The 24,736-nt window shown below is 63.9% G+C and carries 22 protein-coding genes and 2 pseudogenes; 13 read left to right on the top strand and 11 right to left on the bottom strand.

Annotation, left to right across the window (positions count from 1 at the left end; genetic code table 11):
- Positions 1-1,114: pseudogene (locus tag WCB02_RS15740) on the bottom strand (DNA mismatch repair protein MutS); the annotation flags it as partial.
- 211 nt (positions 1,115-1,325) lie between these two features.
- On the opposite strand from WCB02_RS15740, the gene pcaF reads away from it, so the two are divergent.
- The 3 genes from pcaF to pcaG are packed head-to-tail and all read left to right on the top strand — an operon-like array spanning position 1,326 to position 3,887.
- On the top strand, positions 1,326-2,534 hold the full coding sequence (pcaF, locus tag WCB02_RS15735; RefSeq protein WP_423959302.1) for a 3-oxoadipyl-CoA thiolase: 1,209 nt from the start codon (positions 1,326-1,328) through the stop codon (positions 2,532-2,534).
- A gap of 46 nt (positions 2,535-2,580) precedes the next feature.
- Complete coding sequence (gene pcaH, locus WCB02_RS15730; RefSeq protein ID WP_423959300.1) at positions 2,581-3,282, top strand: protocatechuate 3,4-dioxygenase subunit beta; 702 nt, start codon at positions 2,581-2,583, stop codon at positions 3,280-3,282.
- Positions 3,282-3,887 (top strand): protocatechuate 3,4-dioxygenase subunit alpha, encoded by a 606-nt coding sequence (pcaG, locus tag WCB02_RS15725; RefSeq protein ID WP_423959298.1) that lies wholly within the window; start codon positions 3,282-3,284, stop codon positions 3,885-3,887. Before pcaH ends, pcaG begins: the two co-directional genes overlap by 1 nt.
- A 114-nt stretch (positions 3,888-4,001) precedes the next feature.
- On the opposite strand, the gene WCB02_RS15720 is transcribed toward pcaG, so the two are convergent.
- The 3 genes from WCB02_RS15720 to WCB02_RS15710 are packed head-to-tail and all read right to left on the bottom strand — an operon-like array spanning position 4,002 to position 7,201.
- Positions 4,002-5,564: a DHA2 family efflux MFS transporter permease subunit gene (locus WCB02_RS15720; protein WP_423959296.1), complete on the bottom strand. Its 1,563-nt coding sequence runs from the start codon at positions 5,562-5,564 to the stop codon at positions 4,002-4,004.
- Between the two features lie 4 nt (positions 5,565-5,568).
- Complete coding sequence (locus WCB02_RS15715) at positions 5,569-6,726, bottom strand: HlyD family secretion protein (RefSeq protein ID WP_423959295.1); 1,158 nt, start codon at positions 6,724-6,726, stop codon at positions 5,569-5,571.
- Positions 6,719-7,201 (bottom strand): MarR family winged helix-turn-helix transcriptional regulator, encoded by a 483-nt coding sequence (locus WCB02_RS15710; protein WP_423959293.1) that lies wholly within the window; start codon positions 7,199-7,201, stop codon positions 6,719-6,721. The genes WCB02_RS15715 and WCB02_RS15710 overlap by 8 nt, the downstream gene beginning before the upstream one ends.
- Positions 7,202-7,380: 179 nt before the next feature.
- On the opposite strand from WCB02_RS15710, the gene WCB02_RS15705 reads away from it, so the two are divergent.
- From WCB02_RS15705 to WCB02_RS15690, 4 genes are all read left to right on the top strand, one after another.
- Entirely contained in the window at positions 7,381-7,872 is a 492-nt protein-coding gene (locus WCB02_RS15705; RefSeq protein ID WP_423959292.1) for a Fur family transcriptional regulator, read from the top strand.
- Positions 7,873-7,916: 44 nt separating this feature from the next.
- Positions 7,917-8,870, top strand: coding sequence for a DMT family transporter (locus tag WCB02_RS15700; RefSeq protein WP_423959291.1), 954 nt, complete (start codon positions 7,917-7,919; stop codon positions 8,868-8,870).
- Between the two features lie 13 nt (positions 8,871-8,883).
- The gene (ispG, locus tag WCB02_RS15695) at positions 8,884-10,182 is read left to right on the top strand and encodes a flavodoxin-dependent (E)-4-hydroxy-3-methylbut-2-enyl-diphosphate synthase (protein WP_423959288.1); all 1,299 of its coding nucleotides are present in this window, start codon (positions 8,884-8,886) and stop codon (positions 10,180-10,182) included.
- Positions 10,183-10,601: 419 nt separating this feature from the next.
- Positions 10,602-11,495: a TauD/TfdA dioxygenase family protein gene (locus WCB02_RS15690; RefSeq protein WP_423959286.1), complete on the top strand. Its 894-nt coding sequence runs from the start codon at positions 10,602-10,604 to the stop codon at positions 11,493-11,495.
- A 128-nt stretch (positions 11,496-11,623) separates the two neighbouring features.
- Here the strand turns inward: WCB02_RS15690 and WCB02_RS15685 are convergent, their stop codons facing one another.
- Positions 11,624-12,544 (bottom strand): hypothetical protein, encoded by a 921-nt coding sequence (locus WCB02_RS15685; protein ID WP_423959285.1) that lies wholly within the window; start codon positions 12,542-12,544, stop codon positions 11,624-11,626.
- A gap of 463 nt (positions 12,545-13,007) precedes the next feature.
- On the opposite strand from WCB02_RS15685, the gene WCB02_RS15680 reads away from it, so the two are divergent.
- A complete protein-coding gene (locus WCB02_RS15680) occupies positions 13,008-14,348 on the top strand; it encodes a Rieske 2Fe-2S domain-containing protein (protein WP_423959283.1) in 1,341 nt (446 codons plus the stop codon).
- Positions 14,349-14,475: 127 nt separating this feature from the next.
- Here WCB02_RS15680 and WCB02_RS15675 read toward each other — a convergent pair whose 3' ends face one another.
- Together WCB02_RS15675 and WCB02_RS15670 are read right to left on the bottom strand one after the other, a co-directional pair.
- Positions 14,476-16,083 carry a Na+/H+ antiporter gene (locus WCB02_RS15675; protein ID WP_423959281.1) on the bottom strand — a complete coding sequence of 536 codons (1,608 nt, stop codon included), beginning with the start codon at positions 16,081-16,083 and terminating at the stop codon, positions 14,476-14,478.
- 34 nt (positions 16,084-16,117) lie between these two features.
- Positions 16,118-16,492: a nuclear transport factor 2 family protein gene (locus WCB02_RS15670; protein ID WP_423959280.1), complete on the bottom strand. Its 375-nt coding sequence runs from the start codon at positions 16,490-16,492 to the stop codon at positions 16,118-16,120.
- 204 nt (positions 16,493-16,696) lie between these two features.
- Between WCB02_RS15670 and WCB02_RS15665 the strand changes: the two genes are divergently transcribed.
- Entirely contained in the window at positions 16,697-18,562 is a 1,866-nt protein-coding gene (locus WCB02_RS15665) for a caspase family protein (protein WP_423959278.1), read from the top strand.
- Here WCB02_RS15665 and WCB02_RS15660 read toward each other — a convergent pair whose 3' ends face one another.
- Together WCB02_RS15660 and WCB02_RS15655 are read right to left on the bottom strand one after the other, a co-directional pair.
- On the bottom strand, positions 18,563-19,252 hold the full coding sequence (locus tag WCB02_RS15660) for a DUF1345 domain-containing protein (RefSeq protein ID WP_423959276.1): 690 nt from the start codon (positions 19,250-19,252) through the stop codon (positions 18,563-18,565).
- Between the two features lie 37 nt (positions 19,253-19,289).
- Positions 19,290-20,213: a polyprenyl synthetase family protein gene (locus tag WCB02_RS15655; protein ID WP_423959275.1), complete on the bottom strand. Its 924-nt coding sequence runs from the start codon at positions 20,211-20,213 to the stop codon at positions 19,290-19,292.
- 219 nt (positions 20,214-20,432) lie between these two features.
- Here WCB02_RS15655 and WCB02_RS15650 point away from each other — a divergent pair, with 219 nt between their 5' ends.
- The 3 genes from WCB02_RS15650 (at position 20,433) to WCB02_RS15640 (ending at position 22,278) form a co-directional block, all read left to right on the top strand.
- Entirely contained in the window at positions 20,433-21,107 is a 675-nt protein-coding gene (locus WCB02_RS15650) for a transglycosylase domain-containing protein (protein WP_423959305.1), read from the top strand.
- A 164-nt stretch (positions 21,108-21,271) separates the two neighbouring features.
- A complete protein-coding gene (gene rpmF / locus WCB02_RS15645) occupies positions 21,272-21,457 on the top strand; it encodes a 50S ribosomal protein L32 (protein WP_423959274.1) in 186 nt (61 codons plus the stop codon).
- A gap of 143 nt (positions 21,458-21,600) precedes the next feature.
- Positions 21,601-22,278, top strand: a complete 678-nt coding sequence (locus WCB02_RS15640; RefSeq protein WP_423959303.1) for a hypothetical protein — start codon at positions 21,601-21,603, stop codon at positions 22,276-22,278.
- A gap of 19 nt (positions 22,279-22,297) precedes the next feature.
- Here the strand turns inward: WCB02_RS15640 and WCB02_RS15635 are convergent, their stop codons facing one another.
- Positions 22,298-22,600: a hypothetical protein gene (locus WCB02_RS15635; protein ID WP_423959272.1), complete on the bottom strand. Its 303-nt coding sequence runs from the start codon at positions 22,598-22,600 to the stop codon at positions 22,298-22,300.
- A gap of 235 nt (positions 22,601-22,835) precedes the next feature.
- Between WCB02_RS15635 and WCB02_RS15630 the strand changes: the two genes are divergently transcribed.
- Positions 22,836-24,530 (top strand): EAL domain-containing protein, encoded by a 1,695-nt coding sequence (locus WCB02_RS15630; RefSeq protein WP_423959270.1) that lies wholly within the window; start codon positions 22,836-22,838, stop codon positions 24,528-24,530.
- A 107-nt stretch (positions 24,531-24,637) separates the two neighbouring features.
- Here WCB02_RS15630 and WCB02_RS15625 read toward each other — a convergent pair.
- Positions 24,638-24,736 (bottom strand): annotated as a pseudogene (locus WCB02_RS15625) (IS5/IS1182 family transposase); the annotation flags it as partial.

Raw genomic sequence — 24,736 nt, 5'->3', positions numbered from 1 at the left:
GGATGGAGCGGAGATCCTCGCGCGTCGCGCCATCCATGACAAAGGCTCCGACGGCATCGAGCCGCCGGGCGATCACCGCGCTGTCGGTCAAGGGTGCGGCGAGGCGTTGCGCCAGCAGCCGCGAGCCGGCTGAGGTCACCGTGGCGTCGATCGCGTCCAGCAGCGAGCCACGCCGTTCGCCTGACAGCGTACGGGTCAGCTCGAGATTGGCGCGGGTCGCCGGATCGATCGCCATGGTGGTGCCGACCGCCTCGCGCGACGGCGGCGACAGCGGTGGACGTTTTCCCACTTGCGTGCGGTCGATATAGGTGACCGCGGCGGCAGCAGCGGTCGCTTCCAGCCGCGACATCGCGGCCATGCCGTCCATGGTCGCGACCGCGAAATAGTCGCACAGGCGCCGTTCGGCCGTGGAGCTGTCGAAGACATCGCGGGTCAGCGGCGTCACCGCCGCGAGCTCACGCAGCTGTAGTCCTAGCTCGGTGTCGGAATAGAGCGCGTCGGTGACGATGGCTTCATTCGGATTGATGCGCGCCAGGGTCGCGGCAAGCTCGGCGGTCGAACATTCCGTCACCATGAATTCGGCGGTCGAGATGTCGATCCAGGCGAGCCCGATGCGGTCGGAGCCGGCAGAGCCGCGCGCGCGGGCAATCGCCAGCAGGTAGTTATTGGTGCGGGCATCGAGCAGCGTGTCTTCGGTCAGCGTGCCCGGCGTCACCAGCCGTACCACGTCGCGGCGCACCACGCTTTTGTTGCCGCGGGCGCGCGCCGCAGCCGGATCCTCCATCTGCTCGCAGACCGCGACGCGATGACCTTGCGCGATCAGCCGGTGCAGATAGTCGTCGGAGCGCTCGATCGGCACGCCGCACATCGGGATGTCCATGCCCTGATGCTTGCCGCGCTTGGTCAGCAGGATGCCGAGCGCCTTCGAGGCGATTTCGGCGTCCTCGAAGAACAGCTCGTAGAAATCGCCCATCCGGTAGAACAGCAACAGGCCCGGATGCGCGGCCTTTATTTCCAAATATTGCTCCATCATCGGCGTGACGCGCGCGGGATTGTCCGCTGGCTGTGGCGCGTCGGGAGATGCGGGAACAGGAAGGGGGTGCTGGGCCGTCATGGGAGGCGCAACCTAGCCAATTTCGCAGCAGGGGCCTATCGCTTTACCGGACCGATCAGGGTTTTCCACGCTCGCAACGCTTGCAGGATGGATCAGCTCAGCCCTTTGGCCATGACGGGATTGCCGGCGAGACCGTCAATTGACCTCTCAGGCGGCCGCTCCTAAAACTCGCCAGCAATCCGCGCCGGATCTGGCATTCAGGGAGAAAACCATGGGTGATGTCTATGTCTGCGATGCCGTCCGGACCCCGATCGGCCGTTTCGGCGGCGCGCTCGCCAAGCTCCGCGCCGACGATCTGGCGGCGGCGCCGATCAAGGCGCTGATGGCCAAGCATCCTGGTCTCGACTGGTCGGCGGTCGATGAGGTTTTTTTCGGCTGCGCCAACCAGGCCGGCGAGGACAACCGCAACGTGGCGCGGATGGCGCTATTGCTGGCGGGCCTGCCGGATTCGGTTCCCGGCCAGACCATCAACCGGCTGTGCGCCTCCGGGCTTGACGCGGTCGGCGCTGCAGGCCGCGCGATCCGCGCCGGCGAAATCGATTTCGCGATCGCCGGCGGGGTCGAGTCGATGACCCGGGCGCCGTTCGTGATGGGGAAGGCGGCAGAAGCATTCTCCCGTTCGGCGGAGATTTTCGACACCACCATCGGCTGGCGCTTCATCAATCCGCTGATGAAGGCGCAATATGGCGTCGACGCGATGCCCGAGACCGGCGAGAATGTCGCCGAGGAATTCCAGGTGTCGCGCGCCGATCAGGATGCTTTCGCAATTCGCTCGCAGCAGCGCGCCGGCAAGGCGATCGCGTCCGGCTATTTCGCTGCAGAAATTACGCCGATCTCGGTGCCGGCCGGGAAGGCCGGCCCCGTTATCGTCGACAAGGACGAGCATCCGCGCCCCGAAACCACGCTGGAAGGATTGGCGAAACTGAAGCCGATCGTGCGCAATCCCGGCACGGTGACGGCCGGCAACGCCTCCGGCGTCAACGACGGGGCGGCCGCGATGATTTTGGCGTCCGAGGCCGCCGTGAAGAAGCACGGGCTGACGCCGCGGGCGCGCATCCTGGGGCTGGCGTCGGCCGCGGTGCCGCCGCGTATCATGGGCATCGGGCCAGTGCCGGCGACCCGCAAATTGATGGAGCGGCTGGGGCTGAAGATCTCGGAATTCGATTTGATCGAATTGAACGAGGCGTTCGCCTCGCAAGGCATCGCCTGCCTGCGCCAGCTCGGCGTCCAGGACGATGCGGATTTCGTGAATCCGCATGGCGGCGCGATTGCGCTCGGCCATCCGCTCGGGATGAGCGGAGCGCGGCTCGCGATGACGGCCGTGCACGGCCTGGAGGTGCGCGGCGGCAAGCGCGCGCTAGCCACCATGTGCGTCGGTGTCGGCCAGGGCGTCGCGGTCGCGATCGAGAAACTGGACTGATGCGCATCATCGGCGCGTCGTGCCGAACGGCTCCGGGGATTTGACCATGACATTCGCCTATCCGACCGACAGCAACGCGGCGCATCCGGCGCCGCTGTCGCCCGACTACAAGAGTTCGATCAAACGCGCGCCGCAAAGGCCGCTGATCCCGATGCGGCACACGCTGGCCGAACTGACCGGCCCGGTCTATGGCCACGAGACGGTGCGTGAAGGCGACAACGATCTGACCCGCCAGCACACCGGCGAGCCGCTGGGCGAGCGCATCATCGTGCACGGTCATGTGCTCGACGAGGACGGGCGCGGCGTGCCGAACACGCTGCTCGAAATCTGGCAGGCCAATGCCTGCGGCCGCTACATCCATGTCCGCGACCAGCATCCGGCGCCGCTCGATCCGAATTTTACCGGCGCCGGACGGGCGCAGTCGGATGCTTCGGGCTACTACCGCTTCGTCACCGTGAAGCCCGGCGCGTATCCATGGGGCAACCATCACAATGCCTGGCGGCCCGCGCACATCCATTTCTCGGTGTTCGGCCATTCCTTCATTTCGCGCCTGGTGACGCAGATGTATTTTCCGGGCGATCCCTTGTTCCCGTTCGATCCGATCTTCAATTCGGTACCGGATGAAGCGGCGCGGCTGCGCATGGTGTCGAGCTTCGATCTCGACAACACCCAGCCGGAATGGGCGCTGTGCTATCGCTTCAATATCGTCCTGCGCGGCCGGAGCGCCACGCCGATGGAGACCAAGTAGTGCAAGAAACAAGCAGCAAAGGAATAACCCCATCGCAGACCGTCGGCCCGTTCTTCAAATACGGCCTGACGCCGAGCGGCCAATACCACTGGAACGACGCGTTCACCAATAACCTCGTCACGCCCGAGACGTCGGGCGACCGGATCCGGATCGAGGGGCGGGTATTCGACGGCGACGGCGCGCCGGTGCCGGATTGCATGCTGGAGATCTGGCAGGCGGACGCGCAGGGCCGGTTTGCCGATCCGCAGGACAAGCGTGCGCTGCCCAATGCGACCTTCCGCGGCTTCGGCCGCTGCGGCACCGACGCCAACGGCGACTATGCATTCGATACCATCATGCCGGGGGCCGTGCCCGATCCCGACGGCAAGCCGCAGGCGCCGCACCTGCTGCTCGCGGTGTTCGGCCGCGGCATGCTGCGCCATCTCTATACGCGGATCTATTTCGGGGACGAAGCCGCCAACGCCACTGATCCGGTGCTCGCGCTGGTGCCGACGGACCGTCGCGCGACCCTGATTGCTGTGCGCGAGAGCGGCAACGGCAACGCGGTCTACCGGCTCGACCTCCATCTGCAGGGCGACAACGAGACGGTGTTTTTCGACGTTTAGGCGAGACGACAACGGTCTCCTCCGTCATGCCGGGACCGGTGGGGCAGTCATCCACGTCCTTGGAGGACAACATGGATGGCCGGAAGCCCGGCACGACGGAGGGAGCCGTTCCCGCTACTCCATCACGGCATGCTCCGGCCCGGTCGTCTGCTTGCGCAGCGCGGCCTTGGTCGAGCCGATCATGATGGCGAGCGGGATGGAGCCCAGGATGAAAAACATCACCAGTTGGTAGTCCTGCGAGAACGCGATGATCTGCGCCTGCAGGGCGACCATCACGTCCGCCATGGCGCGCCCGGAATCGGTGTTCATGTGGATCATGCCGCTCACGTCAGGCATCTGCATCGCCTGATTGAATGGATTGATATGTTCGGACAGGATGGCATAGACGCGGCGCGATCCTTCGGTGAGCTGCGCGATCACGATCGAGATGCCGACGGAGCTTGCGACGTTGCGCAGCAACGTCAGCATCGAGGTGCCGTCGGTCCGCAGCTGGCCAGGCAACGTCAGGAACGCCACCGTGGATAGCGGCACGAACACCAGGCCGAAGCCGAAACCCTGGACGATGCTCACGACGACGATCTCGCGCACGCCGGTCTGATCGGTCCAGCCGGTCATCTCGAACAGCGACAGTGCGGTCAGCGAGAGGCCGGAGATGATCAGCGTGCGCGCCTCGAAATAGCGCATCAGGCGGCCGACCAGCATCATGGCGACGAAGGTGCCGCAGCCGCGGCTCGCGAGCAGCACGCCGGCGGTGATGATGGGGTAGCCGATCACGTTCTGCAGATAGGGCGACGACAGCGCCATGGTCGAGTACAGCACGAGTCCCATCACGGTCATGAACACGCAGCCGCCGAGGAAATTCCGGTCCCTGAACAGCGCGAACTGGATGAACGGCCTTGACGTCGTGAACGAATGCGCGAGGAAATAGTAGAAGCCGACCGCGGCTATGATGAACTCGACGATGATCTCGTTGGATTCGAGCCAGCCCAGCTGCTCGCCGCGGTCGAGCGCGACCTGCAGGCTGCCGATGCCGATCGCAATCGCGCCAAAGCCGAACCAATCGAAGCGCAGGTCGAGGTTCTTCCTGGTTTCGTCCATGAACACGACGAGTCCGAGCACGGTGATGATGCCGAACGGCAGGTTGACGAAGAACACCCAGTGCCAGGAATAGGTTTCGGTCAGCCAGGCGCCCAATGACGGTCCCATGATCGGGCCCATCATCACGCCCATGCCCCAGATCGACATCGCCTTGGCCCGCTCCTGCAGCGTGTAGGAGTCGAGCATCACCGCCTGCGACAGCGGCACCAGCGCGGCGCCGAACACGCCCTGCAACAGCCGGAACAACACCATCTGGTTGATGTCCTGGGCCAGACCGCACATCACCGAGGCGACCGTGAAGCCGGCCGAGCACACGATGAAGGTGCGCTTGCGGCCGAAGCGGTTGGCGATCCAGCCCACCGGCGCAGTCATGATCGCGGCCGCGACGATGTAGGAGGTCAGGACCCAGTTGATCTGGTCCTGCGACGCCGACAGCGAGCCCTGCATATAGGGCAGCGCGACGTTGGCGATCGTGGTGTCGAGCGCCTGCATGATCGTCGCAGTCATCGCGCAGATCGTCACCATGTTCCGGCGCAGGCCCGGAGCCGCGCTCGGAGGTGGCAGCGTCGTCGGCGACATCCGCTCAGTCCTCGTTCGCCGCAGCCGGCGTAAGGCCGAGGAGGCCAGCGAGCGAGCGGCGATGGCCGGTATCGATGGTGGTATAGGCGCTCATGCCGGCCTTCAACTTCCGCACATATTTGTCGTCACTGTCGAAATAGATGCGCACCGGCAGGCGCTGCACGACCTTGACGAAGTTGCCGGTGGCATTCTGCGGCGGCAGGATCGCGAATTCCGCGCCGGTGCCGGGCGAAAGCGAACCGATGGTGCCTTTGAAGACGTGGTCGGGAAAAGCGTCGATCTCGATGTCGACCACCTGTCCCACCGCGATATGGGTGAAGTCGGATTCCTTCAGGTTGGCGTCGACCCACGGCTGCGCCGTGTCGATGACGCTGAACACGGGTGTGCCCGCGACAACGAAGCGGCCGAGTTGAATCTGGTCGACCTGGGTCGCGATGCCGGCCATCGGGGCACGCATCACGGTATGGTCGAGATTGCGCTGGGCCTGGGCCAGCGCCGCCTCGGCTTGGTAATAGGGCGGAAATTGCTCGAGCGGCAGATCGGTGCTGCCGAGCAACTGGTTCTTGGCGCTGGAGATCTGCTGCTGCACGAAGGCGTATTCGGCCCGCGCGGTGACGAGCGCCGTCGAGGCATTGTCGAGGTCGAGCTGAGAGCCGAAGCTGCTCTTGGCAAGCGTCGACTTGCGGTCGACGTCGCGCTGCTTCAGATCGACGCTTTGCTGCATCAGATTGGCCATCTGGTCGTAAATCTTGATGTTGGAGACCAGATTGTCGTAGCTGGTGCGGGCCTGGGTGGCCGCGGCCTTGGCCTGGTCAAGCGCAAGCCGGAACGGCACGGGATCGATCTCGAACAGCACGTCGCCTTCTTTGACCTGCTGGCCTTCCTTCACCACGATCTTGTCGATCTTGCCGGAGATATCCGGGGTGATCAAAACCTTCTGCGCGCCGACATAGGCGTCGTCGGTGCCAACGTAGCGGCCGCCGTCGAGATAGAGGACGAGCCCGCCGATCGCGACCGCGATCGGCAGCACGACCAGCACTAGAAAGCGGCGATAGCGCCGCAGCCCGGCCATCAGCCGGCGCGGCTCGGCGTTCCTGCTAGCGGACTTTTCGAGCGGGTTCGTCTTCTGCTCGGGAGGGAATTTCAGAACTGGATCAGCCATAGTGCTGCGCCTTGCGTGAGGTTTCGCCCTCGGATGTCTGAATAGCGTTGCGCACGTTTTCCTTGATGGTTTCGAGTTGCGATAACAGACGCAGCGCGTCTGTCGGGTCGATGCCGCCCAGCGCGGTTGCGGTGAGTTCGGAGCGAAGCCCGCTCAACTTTGCGAGCAACTGCCTGCCGGCCGTGCAGAGGTAGAGCCGGTTGACCCGGCGGTCGGTATCGTCGCCGCGGCGTTCGATCCAGTCATTGTCGCAAAGTCTGTCGATCAGTCGCGTCAATGTGATCGGCTGCATTTCCATCTGTTCCGCCAGCTCGGTCTGCTTGAGACCCTCGCTGCGTTCTACCTTGGCAAGAACCGCCCATTGTGCGCGGGTGATGCCATAGCGCGCGGCTTCCTTGTCGGCGTAGGCGCGGACCAGCCGTTGCAACTCGCCAAGCGTAAACAGAAAGTTCATGTCCACCGGACTGCCGGTCATAAGCTTTGGCTCCAATAAGCTAGCCTATAATAAGCTAGCTTATGATCTTTTCATGGCGGGTTAACAAGAAGGCTGACCTTCCGAAAAGGCATGGCTGGATCGGTCATGTGGCAGCGCAAGGAGAGTTGCTGCGGTGAAAAATTAGACGGTCAGGGCCCCTCGGGTTACATGTTGCCGCAATGAACCCGTCCCGACCCGCCTTCCCGGCCCCCGACCATGACCACCGGCGCTGCGCCGCGGACGCGATTACGCATGCGGAACGGGTCTGCGCGGCGCGGGCGCAAAAGTTCACGCCGATTCGCCGTCACGTCTTGCAGGCGCTGCTGTCGAGCCACCGGCCGCTCGGCGCCTATGAGGTGATCGACGACCTCGCCAAATCGATGCCGCGGCCGGCGCCGATCACGGTGTACCGCGCGCTCGATTTTCTGATAGCCAACGGCCTCGTGCACCGAATCGAGAGCCGCAACGCCTATCTCGCCTGTGCACACGATCATGACGCCGCGGCCATGGTCGCGTTCCTGATCTGCGAGCGCTGCGGCTTGGTCGGGGAAATCCCGGCAGCTCCGGTGGCGCAAAGCCTCAATTCGGCGGCGCGTGCCACCGGCTTTGCGCCGAAACTGTCGGTCGTCGAAATCACCGGCACTTGCGCGCATTGCCAGAACGCCGCCTAAAATCAAAGAACAGCACGGCGACCAAGCCGCCGGTTTGAGGAAACATGCCGTCAAAACAAGTGATGCCATCAACGGGACGGCCGCTCAGCCCCGGCGCCATCGCCTTGATGCTGATGCTGTGCGTGTCCTGGGGATTCAATCAGATCTCGGTCAAGCTGGCATTGCCGGACATTCCGCCGATCATGCAGGGCATGCTTCGTTCCGCCGGGGCACTCCCGGTACTGTTCATCGCCGGGTCGTTGCGCGGCGTGAAATTCTTCGAGCGCGACGGCACGCTCGGCGCCGGCCTGCTGACCGGATTGCTGTTCGGAGGTGAATTCGTGCTGATCTTTGCCGGTCTTGCCCTGACCTCGGCGTCGCGGGCGGTGGTTTTCCTCTACACCACGCCATTCTTCGTCGCGCTCGGTTCGCACCGAATGCTGGGCGAGCGGCTGCGGCCCGCGCAATGGGGCGGCTTGGCGCTCAGTTTCGCTGGCGTCGCGCTTGCGATCGGGGTGCCTCAGCCCGATGTCGACGCCAGGATGCTGCTCGGCGATCTCATGATAGTCGGGGGCGCGGTGCTCTGGGCGGCGACCACGGTGATCGCCAAGGCTACGCGGTTGCGGTTTGCTGCGCCGGAAAAGGTGCTGGGATATCAGGTCGCGACATCGATCCCGATCCTGGGGCTTTCGGCGTGGTTTATGGGCGAAAGCCTGACCCGGGTTCCCGGTCCGCTGGCGCTGTCCTTGATGGCCTATCAGGCCGTCTGGGTGGTAGGGCTGACGTTTACGCTGTGGTTTTCGCTGGTGAAAACCTATTCAGCCAGCAAATTGTCGGCATTTACCTTCATCACCCCTTTGTTCGGCGTCGTGGCTAGCTATTTCATCATGCATGACGCTCTGAGCTCTGTGTTCGGCGCGGCAGCCGTGCTTGTTATTGCTGGACTTTTTGTGGTTAATCGACCGAGCTCCGTGGCCGCGGTTGCGACTGATCCGTTGCTGAATGTCACAAAAACCTGATATTCGAGACCTCATGAACAAGCCCGAAAAACTGCCTCCCACCGACGTCGCCGGCCCCCGGCCGCGGCATGAAACCACCCAGGTCATGGTCGGTAACGTCGCCGTCGGCGGCGGCGCACCGATCGTGGTGCAGTCGATGACCAACACCGACACCGCCGACGTCGCGGGCACGGTGGAGCAGGTCGCCGCACTGTCGCGCGCCGGTTCCGAACTGGTGCGGATCACGGTCGATCGCGAGGAAGCCGCAGCCGCGGTGCCCCACATCCGCGACGCCCTGCGCAAGCGCGGCATCACCACGCCCTTGATCGGCGACTTCCACTATATCGGCCACAAGCTGCTCGCCGACTATCCGGCCTGCGCCGAGGCGCTCGACAAATACCGCATCAATCCCGGCAATGTCGGCTTCAAGAACAAGCGCGACACGCAGTTCGCCGACATCATCGAGATCGCGATCAGGAACAACAAGCCGGTGCGGATCGGCGCCAATTGGGGCTCGCTCGATCAGGAACTCCTCACCAAGCTGATGGAAGAGAACGCGGTCTCGCCCAATCCGCTCGATGCGCGCGCCGTGACGCGGGAAGCCATGGTGCAATCGGCGCTGTTGTCGGCCGCGCGGGCCGTCGAACTCGGCCTGCCCAAAAACCGCATCATCCTGTCGGCCAAGGTCTCTGCCGTGCAGGATCTGATCGCGGTCTACAAGGATCTCGCGTCGCGCTCCGATTACGCGATCCATCTCGGCCTGACCGAGGCCGGGATGGGCTCGAAGGGCATTGTCGCCTCCTCCGCCGCGCTCGGTATCCTCTTGCAGGACGGCATCGGCGACACCATCCGGATTTCGCTGACGCCTGAGCCTGGCGGCGACCGCACGCTGGAAGTGCAGGTCGCGCAGGAGCTGCTGCAGACCATGGGCTTCCGCACCTTTGTCCCGCTGGTCGCGGCCTGCCCGGGCTGCGGCCGCACCACGTCGACCACATTCCAGGAATTGGCGCGCTCGATCCAGGACTTCATCCGCGAGGAGATGCCGGGCTGGAAGACCCAATATCCAGGCGTCGAGACGCTGAACGTCGCGGTCATGGGCTGCATCGTCAACGGCCCCGGCGAGTCCAAGCATGCCAATATCGGCATCTCGCTGCCCGGCACCGGCGAGGCGCCGGCGGCGCCCGTGTTCGTTGACGGCAAGAAATTCCGCACTCTGCGCGGCCCGACCATTGCAACCGAGTTCAAGGCGCTGGTGATCGATTATATCGATCAGCGCTATGGGGCAGGCGCGAAGGCGAAGGTGGCGGCGGACAGCGTGACCGCGGCGGAGTAGGTCGTTCGCCGCCCCGCTGGCGGGACTCGTAACCACGGGTTTGTATGGTTGGCTGAACTGGGCCAGCGACGCCGTACGGCAATGCCGCAGAGGACTATAGGGCCGGACTCCCGCTTCGCCGGGAGGACAGTGCTTTCCCGCGAGCCTCACCCCACTCGGGATCGGCCGGCTCCGTAAGGTCTTTTCCAGGTGGAATAGGCGCGGTGCCCCTTCAAGGCGCCGAATCGGGGATGGCGTCCCCATCGTTTTGCACCGGTTGGAGGTGGAGATGATTTTTCCGGCTGACGCTCGTCGCCCATTTGGATCGGCCTTCTGAAACTAGTCGTAGGACAACCGTACCAAATATTTGATCGCTTGGATTGCACTCCAGCGTGTCCAGACTACGATGGCTTGGAAGACCAGCGATCGGAGAATTTCGCATGAGCTCACTCGCCAGCAAGAGCGGACCCCGCTATCGCCATGTCGCAGGCGATAGCGAGCCCTATGAAACGATCGGCGTCGAGAAGCTGACCCCGATCATCGGCGCGGAGATATCGGGCGTCGATATCGGAGAGCTGGTGTCGGATTCGCGTCCCAACCGCCAGATGGACGAGATCCAGCGCGCGCTTGCCGAAAACCTCGTGATCTTCTTCCGCGACCAGCGCATCTCGTCCGAGCAGCATCTCGCGTTCGGCCGTCGCTTCGGTGAGCTTCACATCCATCCCGCAGCTCCCCATGAGGGCGGCGATCCCGCGCTGATGAGGATCTATGCCGACAAGGATTCGCCTCGCGCCAACGGCGAGGGCTGGCATTCGGATGTCTCCTGCGACATCGAGCCGCCGATGGGCTCGATTCTCTACATCAGGCAATGCCCGCCGGACGGCGGCGATACGCTGTTCGCCAGCATGTATGCGGCCTATGAGGCGTTGTCGGACCGGATGAAGGCCTATCTCGAGGGGCTTTACGCGCTGCACGACGGCGAGCCGATCTATCGCGGGCTCTATGCCAATTATGGTGTCGCCGATCGCAAGGATTATCCGCGCGCCGAGCATCCGGTGGTGCGCACTCATCCCGTCACGGGAAAGAAGGCGCTGTTCGTCAATCGCGGTTTTACGCGCCACATTATCGGCATTCCCCGCGACGAGAGCCAGGCCATCCTGGCCTATCTCTACCAGCACATGGAAGATCCGCTCTACCAGTGCCGCTTCCGCTGGAGCGAGAACGCGATCGCATTCTGGGACAACCGCTGCACGCAGCACCGTGCGATGTGGGACTACTGGCCGCACACTCGATCGGGCACCCGCGTCACCGTGAAAGGCGAGCGGCCGGTGTGAGGGCTCGGAGCATTTTCCCGAAAAGCGGACACCGGCTTTCCGTAGGAAAATGCGACCAATAAAGGACAACTGGAGCGTTTTTTCGATTTAACGGAATCTGGAAAATGCTCCAGCGTCCCGGCTTCGCGTCAATCAGAGGCGTCGTCATCGTTCTCGGACTGCGACGTCTCCGAAGTTGCAGCGCTGGTGGAATCCAATGCATTCACGATCAGGTCGAGCTTGTTCTTCCAATCCTGGACCTGCTTGGCGAGCGGACCGCTTTTGTCGTCCGGCGCGAACAACGGGCACCGCGTCTTGTCCGGGCTGTCCTGCCGGTCGGGCGGGACGGCCGTACTGGCGATCTGGACGGCCATGTCCGATTGCAACTGGCGCAGCGCGGCCAGCGACCTCTCGGCCTTCAGATAGGCTTCGCGCGGGCTGTAGAACGAGTTCAATGCCGCGGTGGCCGTGCCGACCGCCGAACAGATGATCGCGGCAAATCCGATGCGACGCGACCATTCCTTCAGCGCTTCTTCGTTGCTCATGATCGATTTGAAACTGATGAGGATGGTAGTTACCGCGCCAAAGATCACGATGGCCCACTGGAACGCGTCCATCTTTTTGTCGTTTGAAACAGCGGAATAGGCCGCTTCGACGCGCAATCGCGTGATCGAATCGCTCAGATAGATCGCGGCTCTCGCATAGTTCGATAACGCGAAGCCGGCAGAATTGCTCGACCCGAGAGCCACGGTGTATTTTTCAGCTGTCGCAAGCTTCTTCCGCGTTGTTCGCGATGGCACCCGCAATGCTTCGAGGACCGAGGGCGCCTGACCCTCGAGCGAGCCAATGCCGGAGCAGGCCGCGATCGCCTCGGCGATGTTCCTGTGGTCGGCGCGGGCCTGCCGTTCCTCAAAGGACACGACGCTCCTCCGCGTCCCGGAAAATTGCGCATCCCTGTCGTGCTCGAAGGGAATGGTTCGGCTCAGACGATCGTTGCCGTCGGAAAACCACCAAAGGGCGGCCAACACGGCAGTAATCGCGAGTCCGGCCAGCAGTGTTGATCGTTGCAAGGCATCCCCCCGCGCAACGTGCAATCAAGTCATCATTTCGACAGCAAGGGTCGTATCCGCGCCATCGAGCATCCCAAATTTCCTCGGAGCGGGATATGAGCCATTTCACAACCTTGGGGTGATCCACATCACAGGCGGCGCGCAAGCTGCGGGCCGTCTTTCGCAATGCACGCGGTGGCAACCACCCTTGAGGACAATGGACTGAGCCCAGTGAAACGAGGCATCGCATCGGGCGGCGTGAGCCGGCATCGCGTCTGCAAGGCGCGTGACGAGGTGGCCGAGGTCACCGGCGCCGGCAGCAGCCATTCGTCTATCACCGGATCTTCGACGATTCCGCGAGCCGTGAGAACGCGCAAACATCTCCATTCTCGTAACGTCGCGCATGGCCTCACGCCGCAATTGACGCGTTTCGTTGCCTGCGCCAAGCTCGGCGCAAAGCAGAACAGAGCCGGGAGGACATGCGATGATGCGCGCGGAGGACAACATATTGCTGACCGAGAGCGGCGCTGGGACCCGGATGGGCGAATTGTTGCGCCGCTTCTGGCTGCCGGTCTTGTTGTCGGAGGAATTGGCGGAGCCTGATGGTCCGCCGAAGAAGATTGTGGTGATGGGGGAGGACCTGCTCGCCTTTCGCGACTCGCGCGGCGCGGTCGGCGTGATCGATCAGTTTTGCCCACACCGCGGCGCCAATCTCTGGCTCGGGCGGAACGAGGAGTGCGGCATCCGCTGTGTCTATCACGGCTGGAAGTTCGACACCGACGGCCGCTGCGTCGACATGCCGACGTCCTATCCTGATCTCAACGCCCGGGACCTGATCCGCATCAAGGCCTACCCGGTGCGCGAGTGGGGCGACATGATCTGGGCCTATATGGGTCCCGCGGGCGAAATCCCAAAACTGCCCGATCTCGAAATGGCGCTGCTGCCGCCCACCCACCGCTACGTTTCGAAGAAATGGCAGGACTGCAACTGGGTGCAGGCGCTGGAGGGCTCGATCGACACCGCGCATTTCACCTTCGCGCATTTGTCGTTCGACAAGGAGGAAAACGAGATCCTCGACATCAAGCGGCATTTCGTCAATCCGATTGCGCGCATGAGCACGGACCACATGCGCTGGATCGCCGAAGACCCGCGTCCCGTCATCAAGATCAACACGCATGACGCGGGCTTGACGATCGCCGGCGGCCGGCTGACCGGCGGCGACAACGTCTATTGGCGCATCGCGCAATTCCTGATGCCCGCGCATGCCTATGCGCCGAGCGCGATGCCCGGCGAGAACATCTTTGGCCAGAGCTTTGTGCCGGTCACCGACACCAATTGCTGGATCTACACCTATGCCTGGAATCCGGAGCGCCCGATCACGCAGGCCGAGCGCGACGTCTATGACCGCGGCAACGGCGTGATCGCGGAAGTCGACGACAATTACGTGCCGTTGCGCAACAAGTCGAACGACTATCTGATCGACCGCAAGCTGCAGAAGACCAGGAGCTACACCGGCATCAAGGGGGTCTCCGAGCAGGACGCCGCGGTGCAGGACAGCCAGGGCCCGATCGCCGACCGCACCCGCGAGCATCTCGGCCCAACCGATCTAGGCATCCTGCATTTCCGCAAACTGATGCTGGATGCGGCCCGCGCGCTGGAAAAGGGCGAGTCGCCGTCGCAGCTTGCGCATCAGGACCGCTACGCCGTGCGCTCCGGCGCCTGCGTGACGGACAAGGCAAAGGATCTGCCCGCGGTCATGGTCCAGCGTTTTGGCGATGTCGCAGGGTATGTCGGGCGGCCCGGACATCACGCCGCGGCGGGGTAGGTGCGCCAGAGGCATTCCGGGGACCGCGGAGCGTGAATCCGGAACCTCGAGATTCCGGGTTCACCTCCATCGGTCCGGCCCTTGGCGCGGCCCGTCGGATGCGCCCCGGATTGACGTCAGGCGCCATTCACAGCGGCACTTGGCGATACTCCCGGTTGGCAAGGCTCGCTTCCTCGAGATCGAGGTCACGCTCGATCCGCCGCCGAGTCTCGTCGGTGATCGTGCCGTCGCGCAACAGGACATGGATGAACTTGCGCTCGGCCGAGATCAGCTCCCGCGTCAGGCCGGTCCCCTCCGCCGACACGTCATGGGTGTCGGGGTCGAGCGAATCCGGCAACTGACTGACGCGGATGTCGTGCCGGGCGCGCAACAGCTTGACGACGTCATCGGACAGCTCGCATTTTTCGATCAGGGCGTCGAGTGAGTTGAGCGCGGCCGCCAGCGCCGCGCGCCGCGCCGCGATTTCCGCCTCGTGCTCGGCGATCAGTTCGCCCCGGCCGGCATCGGCGACGCCGAGTCCGCGGACCACCAGCGGCAAGCCCAGTCCCAGTCCCACCAGCGTCACGAAGATGACGCCGAACGACACGAACAGGATCAGGTCGCGGTCGGGAAACCCCGCGCCATCAGCCAGCGTAAACGGCAGCGCCAGAGCCGCGGCGAGCGAAACGGCGCCGCGGACTCCGGTGAAGGCAAGGATGAAGACATCCTGCCAGGGCGGCGACGGATCGCGCACCCGCAGCGCCTTGCTCACGACCCGCGGCAGATAGGTCGCTGGGAAAACCCAGGCGAAGCGCGCGATGATGACGATGGCCGTGACCAGTGCGGTGGCGGACAGGATGTCCAGAAGCGGAAACGCCTTCGATTTCTCGAACAACAGCCGCATCTGAAACCCCGTGAGCAGGAACAACAGGCCCTCGATCAGGTAGATCACCAGATCCCAGAAGAAGATGCCCTGCAGCCGCGTCGCCGACGAGATCAGCAGCGGCCCGTTCCAGCTCATGTAGAGCCCGCAGGCCACCGTCGCGATCACGCCGGAGCCGCCAAAATGCTGCGGCAGCCAGTAGGCGACATAGGGCGTGATCAGCGACAGCGTGATTTCGATCTGCGGATCGCGCGCATAATGGCGCGTGCGGAGGCTGAGCCAGCCCACCGCCGCGCCGAACAGGATCTCGCCCGCGACGATGGCGGCGAACATGCCGGTGGCTTTTGGCAGCGAAAACACGCCGGTCGCGATGGCAACGACCGCGAAGCGGTAGAGGATCAGAGCGGTGGCGTCATTGGCGAGCCCCTCGCCTTCGAGCACGACGAGGATGCGGCGCGGCAAGCCAAGCTTGCGGGCGATCGCCAGCGGCGCCACCGCGTCCGGAGGTGCGACGATCGCGCCGAGCAGAAAGCCGACATTCCAGGGCAGTCCGATCAGATAATGCACCGCGGTTGCCACCAGCGCGGCGGTGAAGATCACGCAGCCGACGGCGAGCAGGATGATGGGGCGCAGATTGTGCTTGAACTCCCGCCAGCTCATGGCGACGCTGGCCGAATAGATCAATGGCGGGAGCACCAGCAGCAGCACGAGTTCCGGCGGCAATTCGAGCGACGGCATGCCGGGCGCGAAGGCGAGCCCAATGCCGGCGAGCAGGAGCAGGATCGCGGGCGCGATGTTCACCCGTCGCGCCAGCAGAGCCGTGCCCGCGAGCACCGCGAGCAGGATCAGGAATATCTGGAACTTGGCTTCCATGCCGTCGGTACGATGCGACCGCGCGAAACGCGTGTCACTCCCGCAAATCGTAGCGGTACGATTTCGAGACGATCTGCCAGCCGTCTTTCAGCTTCATCGCCACCAGATAGTCGGTGAAATAGCGCGGCGGCAATTGACAGCGCACCTTGATGAAGGCGGTGGCCGCGTCGGAACGGTCGATCGTGACGATGAAATCCTCGCGTGGTTTGCCCTCGGTCTTGGCGGAGGTGCGCTTGCGCACGCGGTCCAGCCAGTCGGGCACAGGTAGAACCCGCAGCTCCCCGTTGTCGAGCCAGCGCAGATCGGCGGTGGGATGGAAGATGGTGCCGAGTTTCTCGGCATCGCCTTCATAAAGGCCGTCAAAATAGCTTTGGACTACGGCTTCAACGCTGGAACGATCATGGTTCATGACTTGGAAACCCATCGCGACCCCGAAAAGTCAAATTTTGAACGGAAATACGTATTTAGCAAGTGCGAACCACCGACGCCCTGCGGCGACAAAGATCTAGGGTGGGGCGGGTCTGCCGATCCGTTACGGGATATGCTCCGTGATCCGGCTCACAAGACGCGGGTTCGGTTCCTGTCAGACAGGCCGCCGCGAAGGAGTGTCGTGATGAACTGGCCTCGGTTTCAGCCCAGCTTTTCTGGATTTCGCCATCTGCTGCTGGCCTTGGGGCTTTTGCTGGTCTGCCAGCCTGCCTTCGCGGAGAAGCGCGTGGCGCTGGTAATCGGCAATTCAGCCTATCAGACCGTAGCGCCGCTGCCGAACCCGGGCAACGATGCCGCGTTGATCGCCCAGACCCTGAAAGACGCCGGCTTCGACGTCGTCGATGCTCGCTACAACCTGCCAGCGCAGGAGACGCGGCAGGCCCTGCGCGAATTCGCCGACCAGGCGCAGGACGCCGACATCGCGGTGATCTACTATGCCGGTCATGGCATCGAGGTCGATGGCCAGAACTATCTGGTTCCGATTGACGCAAAGCTTGAGCGCGACACCGATGTGTACGACGAAGGCTTCTCGCTGGATCGGGTGATGGTGGCGGTCGAGCCCGCCAAGCAGCTTCGGCTCGTCATTCTCGACGCCTGCCGCGACAATCCGTTCGCCAAGGTCATGAAGCGCACCCTGGCCACGCGTGCGGTCGGGCTCGGACTGGCCAAGATCGAACCGAGCAGCCCGAATACGCTGATTGCCTATTCGGCCAAGGCCGGCTCCACGGCGCAGGACGGTGCGGGCAAGAACAGCCCCTTCACTGTTGCCCTGGCGCGGCATCTGACGACGCCGGGGCTCGACGTCCGCAAGGCCTTCGGCTTCGTGCGCGATGACGTGCTCAAGATCACCAGCAACCGGCAGGAGCCTTTCGTCTATGGCTCGCTCGGCGGCGACGACGTCGCGCTGGTGCCGGCGGCGCCGCGGGTCGTGACGCAGATGCAGCCCCTTCCCAATCCGCAGACCGAGGCGCGGAACGACTACGAACTCGCGCTGCAGATCGGCAACAAGGCGGCATTCAACGCGTTCCTCGCGCAACATCCCGACGGCTTCTATGCAAGCCTGGCCAAGCTGCAACTGGACAAGATCACCGCCGGTGAGGCCCACATGACTGCGACCGAAACGGCGCGTCTTGCCGAGCAGGAGCGCGCCCGTCTCGCCGCGCAAGGCGCGCAAGATGACGCGCAAGCCAAGGCCGATGCCGATGCGAAAGCCGCCGAAGCGGCGCGCCTCGCGGCCGAGAAGGCAAAACAGGTCGCGCAGGATCAGGCGGCCGCCGCCGAACTCAAGCGGCCGGACAAGCTGGCCGAGCTTGCGCCGGCTCCGACCTCTTCGGCGCGCTCGGCGCCCGACAAGAGCGTCCCCGATAAGGCCACCAATGTCGCGGCGCTGACCACGGGGCCGTCGCAGGCCGACATCACGAAATCGGTGCAGGTCGAATTGCGTCGCGTCGGCTGTCTCGACGCCGCCGCCGATGGCGACTGGGATGCCACATCGAAGCGGTCGCTGGCCCTGTTCAATCGCCATGCCGGAACGAAATTCGACGTCAATCTCCCCTCGAGCGATGTGCTCGACGCAATCAGGCAGAAACAGGCGCGGGTCTGTCCCGTGGTCTGCGAGCACGGCTTCAGGGCCGACGGCGAGCATTGCGCCAGGATCGTCTGCGCCGAAGGCTTTCTTCTCAATGACGATGATAATGAGTGCGAGAAGCCCCGGAACAAGACCGTCAAGCGTGACGACGAGGATCGTCGCCGTCATCGCGAGCGGACGGTCCCAGCCGATCGTCCTGCGGGCGAGCTGTCGCACCTTGACAGCGAAATCGGTGTCGCCGGTTCCCGGCCGCCGCGAATGTCGCGCGCGGTCTCGGGCCAGATCGTTTGCGACGATGGCGGCTGCCGTCCGGTTTCGCGTGGTTGTCATCTCGAATTCCGCACCACCGCGCAGGGCGGTCCGCGCGAAGGCGGCGGCGGCAATGTCGAGGTTTGCCGATGATCAGCTGGAAATCGCGCTTGCGGCGATGTTGACCATCAGCGCCACCAGCGCCGTGTTGTAGACGAAGGAGATGATGCCGTGCACGGTCGCGGTGCGGCGGATCGTCTTGTCGGTGATTCCGACGTCGGAGACCTGGGCGGTCATGCCGATCACGAAAGAGAAATAGATGAAATCCCAGTAGTCGGCGTGGTCGTGCTGCTCGCCGCTCGGAAACTGCAGGCCGCCCGGCTTGGCGCCGCGATAATAATCGTGGGCGTAATGCAGCGCGAACGCAGTATGCACGATCGCCCAGGACAGCGCGATGGTGGTGGTTGCGAGTGCCAGTTCCGGCGTGCCGTGATGCGACGCGCCAAGCTCGAACACGATCGCGGCGATGCTCGCGAACGCTCCGAGCCCGGTCACTGTCAGGATCAGGAAGCGGCCGTCGTCCTGCTGCGCCACGCGGTAGCGCAGCTGCTTGTGTTCGCTGCGCAGCATCATGACGAAGACCAGCGCCAGGTAAAGCGCGACAAAGGCGTCCCAGCCGATCAGGAGGCGCGTGACGAGGCGCAGCGAGGCCGGCAGCAGCAGGGACGAGAAGACGCCCAGCGCGATCGCAATGAAGGTGCGCGGCCGCGCGTAGATGATGCGCGCCGGCTTCGGCAGCTTCCTGAACCGAAGCAGCCGCTGTTCGAACTCGTCGCTGCTCATGAGCGCCTTTCGGCTTCAGGTCGTGTTCAGTCGCGTTTCAGTTCTTGCGTTCCGCGACGAACCGGGCGGCTGCGCGCAATACGTCGCCCCTGGCGCCGAACATCGAAAGCGCCGCATCGGCGCGCGCCAGCAGATCGCGCACGCGCTGCTTGGCGCCGTCGATGCCGAGCTGGGTGACGAAAGTTGTCTTGCCCAGGATCGCGTCCTGCCCGGTTTGCTTGCCGAGCGCGGCTGCGTCACCCTCGACATCGAGCAGGTCGTCGGCGATCTGGAAGGCTTCGCCGAGCGCGCGGCCGTAATCGTCGAGGGCCTGATACTCCTTATCGGTGGACTGACCGAGCAACGCGCCGGCGATGCAGCCGAAGCGCAGCAAGGCGCCCGTCTTCATCTGCTGCAGCCGCGCCACGTCGACCGGCTCGCGGTCGCCGAACCGGCCTTCACCGGCGAGGTCCAGCATCTGGCCGCCCGCCATGCCGCCGATCCCGGACGCCCGCGCCAACGCGCGCGTCAGGGCCAGACGCACGGCTGGCTCGCTGTGGATTTCATCGCGCGTGATGATGTCGAAGGCGATCGTCAGGAGCGCGTCGCCGGCGAGGATCGCGGTGGCGTCGTCGTAGGCCTTGTGCAGAGTGGGACGGCCGCGACGCAAATCGCTGTTGTCCATCGCCGGCAGATCGTCATGGATCAGTGAATAGCAGTGGATGCATTCGAGCGCGGCGCCCGCCAATAGCGCGCCCTGGCGCGGAACGCCGAAGATCGCCGCGCTCTCGACCACCAGAAACGGCCGCAGTCGCTTGCCGCCTCCGAGGCTCGAATAACGCATGGCCTCGATCAGCCGCTTCGGGCGCGCGATCTCGTCGGGCAAAAGCGCATCCGACAATAATTCGGCAAGCAGGGTTTCGATATCGTCTGCGGTCCGATCCAGTCGGTTGCTGAACTCGGGGAGGGCCATGCCGGTCATCAAAATCAAAGCTCCAAGGGAGTTTCGGAGGGAGTTCGGAGGATATTTGGAAGACGGATTCGGCCGGACAATCGTTGATGCCAGCGCCTTCGTCAATTCCAGCACGACGGTCGCGCCTTCCCCAGACGTTGGAAAAAAGCAGGAAAATTCAGTAAGATACCCTATTATCGGAGGCGATTGATCCGCCCGGAAATGAAGCTTGAACCGGAAACATTCGATTTGCGCCTCATCCGGACCCTGCTGACGATCCTGTTGGTCGCACTTCTCATACCCTATGCGCTGGCGCCGCTTTACCGGGCCGGCCATCCGGTCTCGACGATGATGGCCGTGCGCTGGCTGCAGGGCGAGCCAGTCCAGCGGCGATGGATCGATCTCGGTACGATGTCACCGTTCTTGCCGCTGTCAGTGGTCGCCTCCGAAGACGCCCATTTCTGCAGGCATCACGGCATCGATTGGGGCGCCGTGCGCGAAGTGATCGACGACGCCGAGGAGGGTGGCGCGATCCGGGGCGCGTCCACAATTACCCAGCAGGTCGCGAAAAACCTGTTCTTATGGCCGATTCCCGCGCTGATCCGCAAGCTGCTGGAATTTCCGCTCGCGCTGTGGATCGATTTCGTGCTGCCGAAGCAGCGGATCCTGGAAATCTACCTGAACGTCGCCGAGCTCGGACCCTCCGATCAATTCGGCGCCGAAGCGGGCAGCGTCTATGCGTTTGGCCATTCCGCCGCCAGCCTGTCGCCGCGGGAAGCGGCGTTGCTGGCGGCAATCCTGCCCAATCCGATCAAGCGCAACGCCCGCAATCCGGGTCCCGGGGTGCGGCGGCTGGCCGGAACCTATCTGGTGCGGGCGCAAGCCGTGGCGCAGCAGGTGGTCTGCTGGGACGAAGATCGGTAAGCCTCGATCCCCTTGATTCTGCCGATTTCCCCGCTCGATGCCCTAGCCTTGCGCGCTGCCATCCTCTATAAGCGCGGCCTTGATCGGCATCCCGGCTCGCTCGCTTGCGCTTGAGCCATCCGTCGACGGATGATGCCAGCCAATACCCCATAGAGGATACCGACATGGCCGTTCCCAGACGAAAGACTTCGCCCTCGCGGCGTGGCATGCGCCGCTCGGCGGATGCGCTCAAGAAGCCCACTTATGTCGAGGACAAGGACTCCGGCGAATTGCGCCGTCCGCACCATCTGGATCTGAAGACCGGCATGTACAAGGGCCGCCAGGTGCTGAAGGCGAAGAAGGAATCTTGATGGCGAAAATCGGCCGCCAAAGCCGCGCCTGCCCGAATTTGGCCAACGAGTAAGGGGAGAGGTTGCTGGTCGGCGAAGCGTGGCGCTTTGCCGGCATTTTTGCGAATTCCCCCTCGCACGCCAAGAAGGCCTCGCCGATGACCATGGTCGGTTTTCCGCTGCTTCTGATTCCGCTCACGGTCTACAACATCATCGCCTTCTTGATGCCCGGCGTTTCCTTTACCGATTCGCTGGTCAAGCTGCCGCTGGTATCGGGTGCGGAATGGCCGATTTCGCTGAGTGACGTGCTCCTGACCCTCGCGGTCTTGTTGCTGCTGCTCGAGATCATCAAGGGTGCGCGGCCCGGCGCCAAATATCTCACCGACCATCTGTTGTCGCTGGTCGTGTTCGGCGCTTCGGCGGCCGAATTCGTGATGTGGCCGAAATTCGGCACCTCGACCTATTTTCTGCTCTCGCTGCTGGCTCTGGTGGATTTCCTGTCGGGGCTTACGCTCCGCACGCGGCGCGTCGTGCAGCCTGTTCCCCGACCGGTCGCCGTAACGCCAACCGAACCGCGGCTCGAACCGCAGTCCGAGTCCGAGCCTGTAGCACCACCCGCGCCGGAGCCCGTCGTGACACCCGCGCGGGCGCCGCCATCGGCGGCCTCCATTGCCGAATCCGTGCTGATGGATCACCCCGAGCCGAGGATGGCGCAGCCGGTCGTCTCGGCGAGCGAGCCGGAGGCTGCCGTTCCCGTGAGCGAGCCGAAGCCTGCGATCGCGTCGCCGGAACTGCAGCCTGAAGCCGGCGCGCCGGCCGCACCAGAGTCACCGCAGCATTAGTTGACCTTTACGGTTGTCGTCAGGCCGTCTGACGCGTCGACAACCCGGCGTCCAAGACCTTGCGCTGGCCCGCGCGATAGGCAGTGAGTGCATCGGCCGAGGTCGCCCGCCGATGCACGCGGGTTTGTGGCAGGTGCTCCGCAGTCGCGATCAGATGCGTGACGAAGCTCGGGTCGGGGCGCGACAGTCGCGTTGGCGGCCTCGAGCATGATGGCTCGATTGTTGGCACCAATGCGACGCAAGCAGGCTTGAGGCAAGCCGGTTTGGCGTCGGCTGCGACGTCCTCATCCGTCTTGTCGTTGGCTCGATCGTCGCTCGCCATTGCACCAAATCCGGTTGAGCTGTCGCGTTTTGGGACGTTGCGCGTCCATCTGCTTCGGCTCTCGCAAGGGCTATGCCGGCTTTCGCCGGTTTGTTCCCAAGAGCCCTTAAGACCGTTGCGAGGCCGTCCCCGACATGGTTTGCGGATTATTTATCAACTCTCCCTAGGGTCGGGGCGAAACAGCACTATCCTTGTGGCCGAGAATCAGTCGGCAGTGTCTCAAAACGAGGCGACCTTGACACCTGCATTTCCGCAAACCGAGACCATTCTCGCCTCGCTCGGCCAGGCCGCCTTCGTCTGGGACATCGCAACCGATGCGATCAGCTGGACTGAGCAGATCGGCACGGTTTTTCCGGACATCCCCGTGGCTTCGCTGTCGAGTGGGACGGAATTTGCCAGGCTGATCGAGCCGGAACGCGCCATCCGTTCCGATGCGCTTTTGCAGTCGCCGCCCTTGCGGGGCGGAGATGGCACCCCCTATCGGATCGAATATGGCGTTCGGACGAGCACGGCCGCTCCCGTGCTTTGGATCGAGGAGACCGGTTGCTGGTTCGTCGGTCCCGACGGCAGGCCGGCGCGCGCGCAAGGTATCGTTCGCATCAACAATGAACGGCACGCCCGCGACGAGCAGCTCCTGAAGCTGTCGCGCCACGATCCCTTGACCGGCGAGCTCAACCGTACCCATTTGATCGCAGCACTGGCCGAGACGATCGAGGAGAGTGCCCGCTTCCGCTTCGCCTGCGCCTTCATGCTGATCGGCATCGATCATCTGGCGCGCATCAACGAGGCCTTCGGTTTCGACGTTGCGGACGCGGTGATTTCGGAGGTCGCCAAGCGGATCCGCGCCCGCCTCCGTGCTGGCGACGTGCTTGGCCGTTTCTCCGGCAACAAGTTCGGACTGATCTTGAAGAACTGCACCGTCGACGACATCAACGTGGCCGCTGAGCGGTTCCTGGCCAGCGTCCGCGACGAAGTGGTCCCGACCAGCTCCGGCCCGGTCTCGGTCACCATCTCGATCGGTGCGGTCAGTATCCCGCGCTACGCGCGCACCACCGACGAAGCGATCAACCGCGCCCAGGAAACGCTCGATGCCGCCAAGCGCCGCCGCGTCGGCTCGTTTTCAATATGGCGGCCGAACGTCGAGCGCGAAGCGCAGCGCCGCGTCAACATCCGCGTCACCGATCAGATCGTCACCGCGCTGAACGAGCGGCGGATCGTGGTGGCATTCGAGCCGGTGGTCGAGGCGCGCTCGCGCAAAAGCGCTTTCCACGAATGCCTGGTCCGCATGGAGCAGGAGGACGGAAGGGCGCTGCTGGCGCCGGATATCGTGCCGGTCGCCGAAAAGCTCGGCCTGATCCGGCTGGTCGATCATCGCGTGCTCGAACTGGTGGTCGCCGAACTCGCCGCGTCCCCCGGCGTGCAACTCAGCCTCAATATTTCTCCGGACACCACGATGGACCCGGTCTGGTGGGCCTCGATCGAGTCGTTGATGCGTGCGCATCCGACGGTCGCCGAACGGCTGATCGTCGAGATCACCGAAACGGTGGCGATCCAGGACATCGACGATTTGCGGGGCTTCGTCACCCGCCTGAAGAATTTCGGCAGCCGGATCGCGATCGACGATTTCGGCGCCGGCTATACGTCTTTCCGGAATTTGCGCAAGCTCGCCGTCGATATCGTGAAAATCGACGGCGCCTTCGTGCAGAACATCGCGCGTTCGTCCGACGATCGCGCCTTCGTGCAGACGCTGATCGACCTGGCGCGCAGGCTCGAGATCAAGACCGTGGCGGAATGGGTGCAGGACGAGGAATCCGCAGCGCTGCTGCGCGACTGGGGCTGCGACTACATCCAGGGCCGGCTGATCGGGCTTGCCTCGGCGCAGCGCCCGTGGAGTGTGGCGCCGGAACAGGCCTTGCCGGCGGCGGGCTAGCTGCGAGCTGCGCCCGAATCCTGCAAGCACGTGAAATAAAACGCATGGACTGCACCTGCGGTGGCCGACAAGCCGTAGATCTGCGCGCGACAGGTTAGGGCCTGTCTTCAGTTGAGCAAGATCATAGCAGAAGCGAGCTGGACGCCGGCCAGGAATATTTTGGCGAGCTTGTCGTAGCGGGTCGCGATGGCTCGAAAATGCTTGAG

It is taken from the genome of Bradyrhizobium sp. (genome assembly GCF_049581145.1).
Classification (GTDB): domain Bacteria; phylum Pseudomonadota; class Alphaproteobacteria; order Rhizobiales; family Xanthobacteraceae; genus Bradyrhizobium.
Note: the sequence above shows the minus strand (reverse complement) of the source record. Positions and strands in the feature narration are given on the sequence as shown.